Annotated in this window: 7 protein-coding genes, 2 tRNA genes and 3 rRNA genes; 3 read left to right on the forward strand and 9 right to left on the reverse strand. The window is 58.6% G+C overall.

Going from position 1 to position 13,833, the window contains the following annotated elements:
- The first annotated feature begins 39 nt into the window (after window positions 1–39).
- Entirely contained in the window at window positions 40–747 is a 708-nt protein-coding gene (locus LFL96_RS21645; protein ID WP_281002749.1) for an MgtC/SapB family protein, read from the forward strand.
- 174 nt (window positions 748–921) lie between these two features.
- A complete protein-coding gene (locus LFL96_RS21650) occupies window positions 922–1,176 on the forward strand; it encodes a GlsB/YeaQ/YmgE family stress response membrane protein (RefSeq protein ID WP_105509570.1) in 255 nt (84 codons plus the stop codon).
- 121 nt (window positions 1,177–1,297) lie between these two features.
- Here the strand turns inward: LFL96_RS21650 and LFL96_RS21655 are convergent, their stop codons facing one another.
- The 3 genes from LFL96_RS21655 to LFL96_RS21665 form a co-directional block, all read right to left on the reverse strand.
- Window positions 1,298–2,830: an acetyl-CoA hydrolase/transferase family protein gene (locus tag LFL96_RS21655; RefSeq protein WP_281002750.1), complete on the reverse strand. Its 1,533-nt coding sequence runs from the start codon at window positions 2,828–2,830 to the stop codon at window positions 1,298–1,300.
- A gap of 149 nt (window positions 2,831–2,979) precedes the next feature.
- Window positions 2,980–3,201: a hypothetical protein gene (locus LFL96_RS21660; protein ID WP_281002751.1), complete on the reverse strand. Its 222-nt coding sequence runs from the start codon at window positions 3,199–3,201 to the stop codon at window positions 2,980–2,982.
- 257 nt (window positions 3,202–3,458) lie between these two features.
- Window positions 3,459–5,711: an FUSC family protein gene (locus LFL96_RS21665; RefSeq protein ID WP_281002752.1), complete on the reverse strand. Its 2,253-nt coding sequence runs from the start codon at window positions 5,709–5,711 to the stop codon at window positions 3,459–3,461.
- A 256-nt stretch (window positions 5,712–5,967) separates the two neighbouring features.
- Between LFL96_RS21665 and LFL96_RS21670 the strand changes: the two genes are divergently transcribed.
- A complete protein-coding gene (locus LFL96_RS21670) occupies window positions 5,968–6,939 on the forward strand; it encodes a LysR family transcriptional regulator (RefSeq protein WP_281002753.1) in 972 nt (323 codons plus the stop codon).
- Between the two features lie 399 nt (window positions 6,940–7,338).
- Here LFL96_RS21670 and rrf read toward each other — a convergent pair.
- From rrf to LFL96_RS21700, 6 genes are all read right to left on the reverse strand, one after another.
- Window positions 7,339–7,452 (reverse strand): 5S ribosomal RNA (gene rrf / locus LFL96_RS21675).
- A gap of 215 nt (window positions 7,453–7,667) precedes the next feature.
- Window positions 7,668–10,547, reverse strand: a 23S ribosomal RNA gene (locus tag LFL96_RS21680).
- Between the two features lie 323 nt (window positions 10,548–10,870).
- Window positions 10,871–10,946 (reverse strand) — tRNA-Ala (locus LFL96_RS21685).
- 89 nt (window positions 10,947–11,035) lie between these two features.
- Window positions 11,036–11,112 (reverse strand) — tRNA-Ile (locus tag LFL96_RS21690).
- 77 nt (window positions 11,113–11,189) lie between these two features.
- A 16S ribosomal RNA gene (locus tag LFL96_RS21695) occupies window positions 11,190–12,720 on the reverse strand.
- Together the 16S, 23S and 5S rRNA genes with 2 tRNA genes alongside form the textbook arrangement of a ribosomal RNA operon.
- Window positions 12,721–13,266: 546 nt before the next feature.
- Complete coding sequence (locus tag LFL96_RS21700) at window positions 13,267–13,833, reverse strand: phosphonate degradation HD-domain oxygenase (protein WP_281002754.1); 567 nt, start codon at window positions 13,831–13,833, stop codon at window positions 13,267–13,269.

Consider the following 13,833-nt stretch of genomic DNA (forward strand, 5'->3'; position numbering starts at 1 on the left):
TTCACACTGTGCGAACACGCGCCTCAACCTTTCTTAACGATGACAATCGAATTCGTCTGGCGGCTTCTCGCCGCATTCAGCTGCGGCGTCGCGATCGGCCTCGAACGGCAGATGCGGCAGCGCAATGCCGGCCTGCGCACCATCACGCTGGTGGCGAGCGGCGCCTGCCTGTTCGTCACGCTCGGCGTGCTGACCGGCAACGGCACGGCCGGCATCACGCAGATCGCGGCGTACGTGGTCTCCGGCGTCGGCTTTCTCGGCGGCGGCGTGATCATGCGCGACAAGGGTTCCATTCAGGGGATCAACACCGCCGCGACCTTGTGGTGTTCGGCCGCGGTCGGCGTGTTGTGCGGCGCGGGACATTACGGACCGGCGCTGGCCGGCACGATCGTCGTGTTGCTGACCAATACGGTGCTGCGCGAAGTGAGTCGCATGATCAACGCGACGCCCGTCTCGAACGCGGACCTCGTGCGCGAATACGTGCTGACGATCGTCTGTCGGGAAGCCGACGAGATTCACATCCGCACCGCCGTATCGAACTCCATGTACTCGACGCCGCTGTCGTTTCAAAGTCTGACGAGCGAAGACGTCGACGACGATTCAGGACGCATCCGCGTTACCGCGATCGTCAAGCTGCATCCGAAGGATCAACCGAAGCTCGAGCAGATGGCGAGCCGCATCAGCATGGAGAAAAGCGTGTCCAGCGTCAGCTGGACCGCTCGGGAAGCGGAGCCGACACCCGAGTGAGCGCGCGCGTGTGGATCAGCGTGTTAATTCCCTATCTCCACGCGTATCGTCTACACTTAGCTTGCAATAGATTCAGACAATGTTAATTCAGCGTCCTGAATATGGACTGTCCCATAAGCATCGACTAAGCTCTATCACCGTGAAATTTTCACACTCAACAAGGGAGTCTCGATTATGGAACACGGCATCATTGCATGGCTCATCATCGGCGCGATCGCCGGCTGGCTGGCAGGCGTGCTCGTCAAGGGCGGCGGCTTCGGCCTGATCGTCGACATCATCGTCGGGATCGTCGGCGCGTTCATCGGCGGTTGGCTCGCCGGCGTGCTGCACATTTCGCTCGGCGGCGGCTGGATCGGTTCCATCATTACCGCCGTCATCGGCGCCGTCATTCTGCTGTTCCTGATCCGGCTCGTCCGACGAGGGGCGTGAGGCGTCTGCATCGCCCGGCTCGCATTGCTTTCGAGTGACAAAGGCGTCGGCGGATAACACCGTCCGGCGCCCGAAAAACCGGCCCGCGTGGCCGGTTTTTTCTTGCCGGCCAGCAACTTTCCTACTTGATCTCGACCGGGACTTCGACCGGGACTTCGGCCGGCAGCATCGAACCCGTATCGCGCAGCCTTCCGTGCCACGCGAATGCCTGGTCCAGCCGATGCGGCGTCTGGCCGCCCCACTTCAACGCGTCCCGATAGTAATCGCGCAGTAGATCGCGATACAGCGGATGCGTGCAGTTGTCGATGATCAACACCGCCCTCTCGCGCGGCGCGAGACCGCGCAGATCGGCCAGCCCCTGCTCGGTCACGACCACGTCGACGTCGTGTTCGTTGTGATCGCAATGCGGCACCATCGGCACGACGCTGGAGATGCGGCCGTCCTTCGCGATCGATTTGGTGGCGAAGATCGCGCACGACGCATTACGCGCGAAATCGCCCGATCCGCCGATGCCGTTCATCATGTGCGTGCCGCCCACGTGGGTCGAATTCACGTTGCCGTAGATGTCGAATTCCAGCGCTGTGTTCAACGCGATCAGCCCGAGCCGGCGAATCACTTCCGGGTGATTGCTGACTTCCTGCGGACGCAGCACAAGGCGATCGCGATAGCGTTCGAGTTCGCCGAACACCTGCGCCTGGCGCGCGGCGGATAACGTGATCGACGCGCCGGACGCGAACGTCACCTTGCCCGCATCCATCAGATCGAAGGTCGAATCCTGCAGGACTTCCGAATAGATGTCGAACGGCTCGAACGGCGACTCGACAAAACCGGCCAGCACCGCGTTCGCGATCGTGCCGATGCCGGCCTGCAACGGCGGCAGACGTTTGGGCATGCGTCCGTGCGAAACCTCGTGCTGGAAAAACTCGATCAGATGGCCGGCGATCATGCGCGTGTCCTCGTCGGCGGGCAGCACTGTCGACGGGCTATCCGCCATGCCGGTGATCACGATCGCGGCGATTTTCCCGGCCGGAATCTCGATCGCCGGCGTGCCGACGCGATCGCGCGGATGCATGATCGGCAGCGGCTCGCGATGCGGCCGGCGCCCCGGAATCCAGATGTCGTGCAAGCCTTCGAGCGCGAGCGGTTGCGCGAGATTGAGTTCGACGATGACCTTGTCCGCGAGGATCGCGAAGCTGGCCGAATTGCCGACCGATGTCGTCGGCACGATGCCGCCGGTTTCGGTGATCGCGACGGCTTCGACGATCGCGATATCGAGCTTGCCTAGCTGATTCGCACGCAGCATCTCGACGGTCTCGGACAGATGCTGATCGACGAACATCACTTCGCCGCGGTTGATCGCGTCGCGCAAGGTCTTGTCGACCTGAAACGGCAAGCGGCGCGCGAGCACGTGCGCTTCGGTGAGCATGCGGTCGACGTCGTGGCCGAGCGACGCACCGGTCATCAGCGTGATCTGCAACGGCTGACCTTCCGCGCGCGCGCGTGCGGCGAGCGCGACGGGAACGGCTTTCGCGTCGCCGGCGCGCGTGAAGCCGCTGGCGCCGACGCGCATGCCGTTCTGGATCAGCCGCGCGGCGTCGGCCGCCGAGGTGATTTTGTCGCGCAACGCGGCGCAACGAATCCGGTCTTCGTACATGAAATGAGTCTCTCCATGGTCATCCGTGCGGCCCGGCGATGCACACGTCTGCGGTGCGCTATGCGTGGAGGCCGGCTTGTCGTGTCCACGTGGGGTCCGTGCGCGAACCGCAGGCGCGCCACGTGGCTCCGTGTCGCTCTGTTCGACGCCTAGCTGCCGAAGTACAGATTGCAGAAGCTCACCGGACCGACGCACTCTTCACTTTTCGCTTTCGATGCCGGTGTCACGACGTTGCTTCGCGCAGCGACGCCGTTTGCACGTTGCGCGCTCGCTTGCGCGAGTTGTTGGTCGGCGACGGGGGGCGCCATCTGCGCGTGAGCCATTGCGGCGGACAAAGTGCAGGCAATCAGGGCAATCTTCAACACGTTCATTTCGTTCTCCAGGACTTACGGTGACTGCGTGGCAGCGGCTTGTGGCGACTGCGAGGCAGTGGTCAAACTATATGACTGGCGTATGTGCGGATAAACGGGTCTGGGCGGAAGGGATCTTTCCATCTGGCGGAAGGATCGGCGGGCGGTGGGTTTATTTGCGTGTTGTCTGTGAGGGCTGGTCTCTGAGGGCTGGTCTGTGAGTCTGCCTGGAACGCTTGTGGGCTTAATGTCCGGACTCGTGTCGGGCGTCAGGCCCATTACGCAGCGTTGAACGGCGCGTCCTTGTCGAGCAACGCCGTGCGGATGAAATGCAGACAACTCAGCATGCGCTGCACGTCGTGACGTCGATTACGATCGGCATGCACGATGACCAGCACGTCCTGCGCGATCCAGGTCGCCGCTCGCACCGAGATCAGCGCAAGCTCGAGGCTTCGCGCGTCCGGCCGCGTGAAGAGTCGCGAGAGATCGTCGCACGTTCGCTCGCAGGCCTCGCGCCAGCGCGGATGCAGCGACGGCAAGTAGTCCGCGCGTGCCGCCTCGTTGCGCAGATCGATCACCGCGTGGCCGACCTCGATCGTCACGAGCATCCAGCGCAAGGCCGCGCGGCGGCGCCTTGAATGACGCGTCAAGAGCATGCGTAGCTGCGCGGTCAGATCGTGTGTGCTCGACTGGAAACGCTGGTTGAGACCGGCTAGCTCGCCGTTGCACGCGGACACGGCTTGCGCTCGCAAATCGCCCACGATTCGCTCGACGAGCCATGGCATATCGAGGGGAAAAATCACGGCAAACGCCAGCGCCGCCAGCAGCATCGACGCGGTCAACGCCATGCCGTTGTTGATCAGCAAGTCCGGCGCATAGGTGACGACGTTGTCCGGCCCGGCAAGCAGACAGAAGAACACCGAAAAACCGACGCCATATCCCGCCGCCTGCTTGCGCGTCGCGATGAATGCACCGAACGCCAGCACCGGCGCGAGCGATGCGCAAAGCAGCGGAAAGCCGTCGATGTCGGGGTAGACGTAGCAACTGAACAGATAGCCCGTCATGGTCGCGAAGACGGCGCCGACGGCCATCTGCACGGCCATTCTCGACGGATTCGGCGCCGTCGACGTCAACGCGCACACCAGCGCCGCGCCGATTACCGCGAGTCCGCCGCTCGGCCAGTCGGTTTCGATCCAGAACCAGCTGGCGATCGCCATGACGACGGCCGAGCGGATGAATGTGCAGGCGACGACGAAGTGGTTTGTTTTGCTGATGTAGCGGGTTCTGTTGTGGTGGCTGGTGGAGTTGCGGACGGAGCCGTTTTTTTCGTGTCTGTTTGGGCCGTCGTTGTTTTTGTTGTCGTTGTTTTTGTTGTCGTTGTTTTTGTGATCGCCGCTCATGCCGCGGTTATCGGCGCCCTTCCGGTCCTCGCGTTGTAAAACCGCGCTCCTGCCTGGCGCCGCCAACGACGCGTAACTCTCCGAATACCGGATCCATTCATCGACGAAGCGATACAACAATTCCGCCGATGTATCGAAGTCCGCCAGCGATTCCACTGGAACCGCTTCGAGAGGCCGCCTCGTTTCCCGCACACGACGCGGCAAGGTCGCCTGAAAATGCTTCAATCGAGCTACGGTGCGAGCCACCTCGGTCTCGTGTTCGAGCCGATGCGAAAGCAGCGCAGCCAACTCGTCGAAGTAGGGTTTTAATGGCTCGATCTTCGCGTCCGAGCCGCTCGCGCGCAGGCGTTTGAGCAACTGATGCAATGCGTGCAAACGAGCGCAAACATCCATGAATTCGCCGTTAAGCCTTGTGAAATGCGCGGCACGCGAGCGCATCGCAGGGTCTTCGAACGCAGCGAACGTGCGGGTCGCCTCGAAGCCGACGATCTCGTCGACCAGCCCCGCAAAGCGCCGTTCGAACTGGCCTCGTTCGAGCCCGCGTTGCAGCGCATCGGCAGCGAACGCAGTAAAATCCGCGTAGCGATTTTGCAGCGTGCGACGCAGCGCCAGGCTCGCACGCTGCGGCACGATCAGCGCGCTCACCGCGCTCGAACACACGATGCCCACCGCCACCTCCGCCGCGCGCGTCAGCGCCGCGAGAAACAGATCGTGTGGCGTCGTCACGTTCGGAATGCCGATTAGCGCAGCGGTATAACCCGCCAGCACGAAGCCGTACCACCTGAAATGCCGATACCGCACCGCCGCCGCAATACAGGCGCTGACCCAGCCGATCATGCCGAGCATGTACAACTCGGGCTGCTGGACGAACAGTGCGCCGAGTATCAGCGCGGCAAGCGTGCCCACCGCGGTGCCGACGATCCGATAGAAACTTTTGGCCAGCACCATCCCGCTGAAGGGTTGCATCAGGACGAACACCGTCGTCATGGCGATACGCGGCTGCGGCAAGTCGAGCAGCATCGCGATGCCGAGCGCCAGCAAGCCGGCCGCGACCGTTTTCAGCAGATGCAGCCAGATCAGCGCATCGCCGGTCGCCCAGTCGCGCAGCGCGGAACGCAATGTGTGCAACATGAAGGTCCACTGCCGACGGAGATCCGTCGTCGGTTTGATCGCATGTTGACGTTTCATCGGAAAGCAGTGCGCCCGGGATTGCCACGGAAAGAAGCGCCGCTGCGCGTGGCGCACACCGGCAAGTCAGGCGCCGATTGTAGGAGCCGCCCATGCGCGCATTAAGACCACGCTCACGGAACCTCCCTTCCAGAACGAACAACAATGCGCGCACATCGCGGGCGGACAATACGGCTTCTGCCGTGAAATAGAAGGATCGATGGATACGCTACAAAATATGCGAGTGTTCGTGCGCGTGGTCGAAGCGGGAAGTTTCACCGCCGCCGCGCAGTCGCTCAATTCGACGACTGGCGCCATGTCGCGCGCCGTTTCGGAACTCGAAGCCCACTTACGTACGCGATTGCTGAACCGTTCGACGCGCCGACTCGCCCTCACCACCGCCGGCGAGCGTTATCTGAAACGATGCCAGCAGATACTCGCCGATGTCGAGACAGCCGAAGAAGAAGCGAGTTGCGCGCATGAGCGGCCGAGCGGCGCATTACGCATGCATAGTTTCGCGAGCATTGGGCAGCATTACGTGCTGCCGGCCATTTCGCGTTATCGCGCGCTGTATCCGGAAGTGACGGTGGAGCTGACGCTATCGCAACGTATGCCCGATCTTTTTGAAGGAAGTGCGGATGTCGCGGTGATCGGCGCGTCGACATTGCCCGACTCCGACCTCGTCTCGCTGCCTCTGGGCACGACGTTCAGCATTCTTTGCGCATCGCCAGCGTATGTGCGCGCTCACGGCGCGCCGCATTTGCCGGGCGACCTTGCGCATCATGAGTGCCTGATTCTGCATACGCCGGCGTTTCCGACACACGAGTGGGTACTCGACGGGCCGAATGGCAGCGAAATGATGGAAGTGAACGGGCCGGTGCAGGTGAATATCGCCGAATCATTGATTGCGGCGATTCGGGAGGGGATGGGCATTGGCATGGTGCCGCTATACGCGGCCATTGCCGGATTACGCGATGGCACGTTAGTGCGAGTGCTGCCGGAGTACACGCTGCAGAAGATGAATGTCTACGCGCTGTATCCGTCGCGTAAATTTATCGACGCTAAAACACGGACGTGGGTCGAATTCTTGCGCACCCACCTGCCCCAAGTCATTGCACGCGATGAAGCCTTGCTCGCGGAGGTCGCCCAAACCGATTCCACCGATGAAATCGCACCTGACGGAGCAACTTGAAATAGTCGCGCGTGATGTTGGCGCGCAGTGATCGATTGAATTGATGACGCGCACCGCAGGTTTTATCGGCGGTGCCGAATCACAGAATTGACGAGAGGCGCGTAAGCCGGAATGGCGCGGATGTGGGACGGGCGTATCTGGAATTGACCGGTTACGCCGAGAGACTGCGGATCGGGGGTCCGGGGCCGTGAGGGCGGAGGTTTGCTGCAGTCGGCGTTTAGACGCTGGAGACGGTCACGTTGTTACCGGCGTCGGCCAGGGGCCAGTAATGGTTACCATCGTCGCGTGAGAACGGATACGCCCTGACCACGTTCCGGGGCCGTATTTTCACGGCGCGTAAACGCAGAAACCCCACCGTTGTAGGTGGGGTTTCTGTTTGCTGCAGTGTGCTGCTGGGGAGCCTGACGATTACCTACTTTCACACGGGCAATCCGCACTATCATCGGCGTGGAGTCGTTTCACGGTCCTGTTCGGGATGGGAAGGGGTGGTACCGACTCGCTATGGTCATCAGGCATGACTTGTTGCCGTGGCGCCTTTTGGGGCATCACGACCAATCCGGAAGAAGTAGTTTCTGATGATGTGACATCAGTGGAGGGGGTTGTGTTGTTTTATCTGGCACAACACTGATCTCAACCTGTGTGTGGTCTGCATAAGACCCTGCGCGTAGCGCAGGGTGGGGCATCCATAAGTGCTGAAGCACTAACGGCTGCCGACACACACCTGTTATAGGATCAAGCCTTACGGGCAATTAGTATCAGTTAGCTGAGCACATTACTGCGCTTACACACCTGACCTATCAACGTCCTGGTCTTGAACGACCCTTCAAGGGGCTCGAAGCCCCGGGGATATCTCATCTTAAGGCGAGTTTCCCGCTTAGATGCTTTCAGCGGTTATCTCTTCCGAACATAGCTACCCGGCGATGCCACTGGCGTGACAACCGGTACACCAGAGGTTCGTCCACTCCGGTCCTCTCGTACTAGGAGCAGCCCCCTTCAAATATCCAGCGCCCACGGCAGATAGGGACCAAACTGTCTCACGACGTTTTAAACCCAGCTCACGTACCTCTTTAAATGGCGAACAGCCATACCCTTGGGACCGGCTACAGCCCCAGGATGAGATGAGCCGACATCGAGGTGCCAAACACCGCCGTCGATATGAACTCTTGGGCGGTATCAGCCTGTTATCCCCAGAGTACCTTTTATCCGTTGAGCGATGGCCCTTCCATACAGAACCACCGGATCACTATGACCTGCTTTCGCACCTGCTCGACTTGTCGGTCTCGCAGTTAAGCACGCTTATGCCATTGCACTATCAGCACGATTTCCGACCGTACCTAGCGTACCTTCGTACTCCTCCGTTACACTTTGGGAGGAGACCGCCCCAGTCAAACTGCCTACCATGCACTGTCCCCGATCCGGATTACGGACCAAGGTTAGAACCTCAAACAAGCCAGGGTGGTATTTCAAGGTCGGCTCCACTGAAACTAGCGTTCCAGCTTCAAAGCCTCCCACCTATCCTACACAGACCGGTTCAAAGTCCAATGCAAAGCTACAGTAAAGGTTCATGGGGTCTTTCCGTCTAGCCGCGGGGAGATTGCATCATCACAAACACTTCAACTTCGCTGAGTCTCGGGAGGAGACAGTGTGGCCATCGTTACGCCATTCGTGCAGGTCGGAACTTACCCGACAAGGAATTTCGCTACCTTAGGACCGTTATAGTTACGGCCGCCGTTTACCGGGACTTCAATCAAGAGCTTGCACCCCATCATTTAATCTTCCGGCACCGGGCAGGCGTCACACCCTATACGTCCACTTTCGTGTTTGCAGAGTGCTGTGTTTTTATTAAACAGTCGCAGCCACCAGTTTATTGCAACCCCTTCACCCTCTGCGCGCAGGCGCATCAAGCTACAGGGGCGTACCTTATCCCGAAGTTACGGTACCAATTTGCCGAGTTCCTTCTCCCGAGTTCTCTCAAGCGCCTTAGAATACTCATCTCGCCCACCTGTGTCGGTTTGCGGTACGGTCTTGTTAGACTGAAGCTTAGAGGCTTTTCCTGGAACCACTTCCGATTGCTTCGTGACCTAGATCACTGGCCTCGCACCCTTGAATTCCGCGCCCGGATTTGCCAAAGCGCCTTCTCCAATGCAAGGACCGGGACTTCCAACACCCGGACAACCTTCCGCGATCCGTCCCCCCATCGCATCTAACAATGGTGCAGGAATATTAACCTGCTTCCCATCAGCTACGCATTTCTGCCTCGCCTTAGGGGCCGACTCACCCTACGCCGATGAACGTTGCGTAGGAAACCTTGGGCTTACGGCGAGGGGGCCTTTCACCCCCTTTATCGCTACTCATGTCAGCATTCGCACTTCCGATACCTCCAGCGCACTTTTCAATGCACCTTCGCAGGCTTACGGAACGCTCTCCTACCATGCACATAAATGTGCATCCGCAGCTTCGGTATATGGCTTAGCCCCGTTACATCTTCCGCGCAGGACGACTCGATCAGTGAGCTATTACGCTTTCTTTAAAGGATGGCTGCTTCTAAGCCAACCTCCTGACTGTTTTAGCCTTCCCACTTCGTTTCCCACTTAGCCATATTTGGGGACCTTAGCTGGCGGTCTGGGTTGTTTCCCTCTTGACACCGGACGTTAGCACCCGATGTCTGTCTCCCGTGATTGCACTCTTCGGTATTCGGAGTTTGCTATGGCGTAGTAATCCGCAATGGACCCCACAACCATGACAGTGCTCTACCCCCGAAGGTGATACACGAGGCACTACCTAAATAGTTTTCGGAGAGAACCAGCTATTTCCAGGTTTGTTTAGCCTTTCACCCCTATCCACAGCTCATCCCCTAACTTTTCAACGTTAGTGGGTTCGGACCTCCAGTACGTGTTACCGCACCTTCATCCTGGCCATGGATAGATCACCTGGTTTCGGGTCTACACCCAGCGACTGAATCGCCCTGTTCGGACTCGCTTTCGCTACGCCTGCCCTAATCGGTTAAGCTTGCCACTGAATGTAAGTCGCTGACCCATTATACAAAAGGTACGCCGTCACCCCTTACGAGGCTCCGACTGTTTGTATGCATGCGGTTTCAGGATCTATTTCACTCCCCTCCCGGGGTTCTTTTCGCCTTTCCCTCACGGTACTGGTTCACTATCGGTCGATCACGAGTATTTAGCCTTGGAGGATGGTCCCCCCATCTTCAGACAGGATTTCACGTGTCCCGCCCTACTTTCCGTACACCTAGTTCTTCCTCGCTGTTTTCGTCTACAGGGCTATCACCTGCTATGGCCGCACTTTCCAGAGCGTTCGACTAACAATGAAGATAAAGAGTACAGGCTGGTCCCATTTCGCTCGCCACTACTCTGGGAATCTCGGTTGATTTCTTTTCCTGCGGTTACTTAGATGTTTCAGTTCACCGCGTTCGCTTCGCGTAGCCTATGTATTCAGCTACGGATACTCCATAAGGAGTGGGTTTCCCCATTCGGATATCGGTGGATCAAAGCTCGTTTGCCAGCTCCCCACCGCTTTTCGCAGGCTACCGCGTCCTTCATCGCCTGTGATCGCCAAGGCATCCACCACATGCACTTGTTCGCTTGACCCTATAACGGGTGTGTCTTCGGCGCATTCACTCGGAACACGGCCTTCGCCACATCGTTACAGGTTGAGTATTCGTGTTGCGCCGTATTCCAAGGCAATCTTTCGATCACCTTTTCATACATTGATACAATCACAACCCTGATTCACCTACTCGCACACCCATCTCTAAGCATGCTTTCGTGAATCTCTTTACTACTTCTTCCTGATTGTTAAAGAACGACAGCCGATCACGCGGTTGCTATAACCACGTCTCGCTCTGACTGGCTCAATCGCCAATGCACAACTCTCTGCCCGTCTTGCCGGCAGAACACTATGCATTGAGGATTGGTGGAGGATGACGGGATCGAACCGACGACCCCCTGCTTGCAAAGCAGGTGCTCTCCCAGCTGAGCTAATCCCCCAGTCACATACAGACACACGATCAATTATCGTCTGCCGATGCAGTCTTCACAGATACGCCCTTCAGCGGCGAACCCCACCGCAGAAACAGTGGTGGGTCTGGATGGATTCGAACCATCGACCCCCGCCTTATCAAGACGGTGCTCTAACCGACTGAGCTACAGACCCCTGCGTCTGTCTGCGTATCTGTCTTTAATTTACAGCCGATAAGCGTGAGCGCTCAACGTTGAACACGTCAGCTCGAGAAAGGAGGTGATCCAGCCGCACCTTCCGATACGGCTACCTTGTTACGACTTCACCCCAGTCATGAATCCTACCGTGGTGACCGTCCTCCTTGCGGTTAGACTAGCCACTTCTGGTAAAACCCACTCCCATGGTGTGACGGGCGGTGTGTACAAGACCCGGGAACGTATTCACCGCGGCATGCTGATCCGCGATTACTAGCGATTCCAGCTTCACGCACTCGAGTTGCAGAGTGCGATCCGGACTACGATCGGTTTTCTGGGATTGGCTCCACCTCGCGGCTTGGCAACCCTCTGTTCCGACCATTGTATGACGTGTGAAGCCCTACCCATAAGGGCCATGAGGACTTGACGTCATCCCCACCTTCCTCCGGTTTGTCACCGGCAGTCTCCCTGGAGTGCTCTTGCGTAGCAACTAGGGACAAGGGTTGCGCTCGTTGCGGGACTTAACCCAACATCTCACGACACGAGCTGACGACAGCCATGCAGCACCTGTGTTATGGCTCCCTTTCGGGCACCCCCACCTCTCAGCAGGGTTCCATACATGTCAAGGGTAGGTAAGGTTTTTCGCGTTGCATCGAATTAATCCACATCATCCACCGCTTGTGCGGGTCCCCGTCAATTCCTTTGAGTTTTAATCTTGCGACCGTACTCCCCAGGCGGTCAACTTCACGCGTTAGCTACGTTACCAAGTCAATGAAGACCCGACAACTAGTTGACATCGTTTAGGGCGTGGACTACCAGGGTATCTAATCCTGTTTGCTCCCCACGCTTTCGTGCATGAGCGTCAGTATTGGCCCAGGGGGCTGCCTTCGCCATCGGTATTCCTCCACATCTCTACGCATTTCACTGCTACACGTGGAATTCTACCCCCCTCTGCCATACTCTAGCCCGCCAGTCACAAATGCAGTTCCCAGGTTAAGCCCGGGGATTTCACATCTGTCTTAGCGAACCGCCTGCGCACGCTTTACGCCCAGTAATTCCGATTAACGCTTGCACCCTACGTATTACCGCGGCTGCTGGCACGTAGTTAGCCGGTGCTTATTCTTCCGGTACCGTCATCCCACCACCATATTAGGGCGATGGTTTTCTTTCCGGACAAAAGTGCTTTACAACCCGAAGGCCTTCTTCACACACGCGGCATTGCTGGATCAGGGTTTCCCCCATTGTCCAAAATTCCCCACTGCTGCCTCCCGTAGGAGTCTGGGCCGTGTCTCAGTCCCAGTGTGGCTGGTCGTCCTCTCAGACCAGCTACAGATCGTCGCCTTGGTAGGCCTTTACCCCACCAACTAGCTAATCTGCCATCGGCCGCCCCTTGAGCGGGAGGTCCGAAGATCCCCCCCTTTCCTCCACAGAGCGTATGCGGTATTAATCCGGCTTTCGCCGGGCTATCCCCCACTCCAGGACACGTTCCGATGTATTACTCACCCGTTCGCCACTCGCCACCAGGATTGCTCCCGTGCTGCCGTTCGACTTGCATGTGTAAGGCATGCCGCCAGCGTTCAATCTGAGCCAGGATCAAACTCTTCAGTTCAAACCTGTTACTGTTTTTCGGGCTCTTTCGAACCCGGTCGCTCACTCAACGTACTGACGAATTGTTCGATCCATCTCTCGACGGTCAAACCTTCCTTTCATTACTGTGTGAGACTTGATACTTTTGCTTTACGCCAGACTCCGGAGAATCCGGCTCGCGTTCCGCATCAAGCGCCCACACTTATCGGCTGTTAATTTTTAAAGATCGTTCGCAAAAAGATTCAGGTGGCTTGCACCGCCCACTTCCTTCTGCGTCGCTGCATCAGCAGCAGAGAAACGAGATTATGAAGACTTTCCGCTGCGCCGTCAACAGGTTTTTGTTACTGACTGAACCTGTCGAAACCGCTGGAAGCCTTGCCATCACTGGCTTTCCCGCTCTCTGTGCCCCGCTGTCCGGAGCACGAAAGAGCGAGATTCTAGCGACCCAGGACGAGCCTTGCAAGCGTTATTTTGATCGGCCTAACTCGCACGGAAAACGTCGCGAGGTGCGAACGAAAAAAGCCGACGCGAGGTCGGCTTCAGCGCAATGATCGGAATGGGCTAAGCGTCAGACCGAGGCAGCGAGATGCCGGTGCATCGCGCGTTCGACTACGTTCATATAGTGATCGAGGTCCGGCGTCGCGTGATTTTCCTTCTTCGCCAGATCGTCCCATTTGCGCAGACGCAGCGCGTCTTCCGCGTACGGCTTGCGCAGGAACGCCTGCGCTTCCTGCTCGCTGAAAATGCCGCCCTGCAATTCCAGACTTCGCACGGAGTCGGCGGAAAGCTGGCCGAAATACGTGTCGTCGATTGCGCACAGGCAGCGCTTCGCGTCGACGTGCAGGCGAATCGGCTCCAGCACCGCGTCCGGCAACACCGGCCGCAGGAACGGCAGCGCGAAATACTGATGCAGATCGTCGATGCCCCGCTCCGTCGGCGTTTCGCCCTGCAGATTCAGCAGATGCCCGAGGTCGTGCAAAAACGCGGCAGCCACCAGTTCGTCGCTCGCGCCCGCCTGCTCCGCCAACGCGCCGCTCTGCAACGCATGTTCGAGCTGCGTCACCGGCTCGCCGCTATAGGCGAGGTTGCCGTACTGCTCGAACAGCGAGCGGATGTCGTTCAAACTCAAAGCCAC

Origin of the sequence: Paraburkholderia sp. D15 (assembly GCF_029910215.1) — a bacterium.
Taxonomy (GTDB): Bacteria; Pseudomonadota; Gammaproteobacteria; order Burkholderiales; family Burkholderiaceae; genus Paraburkholderia.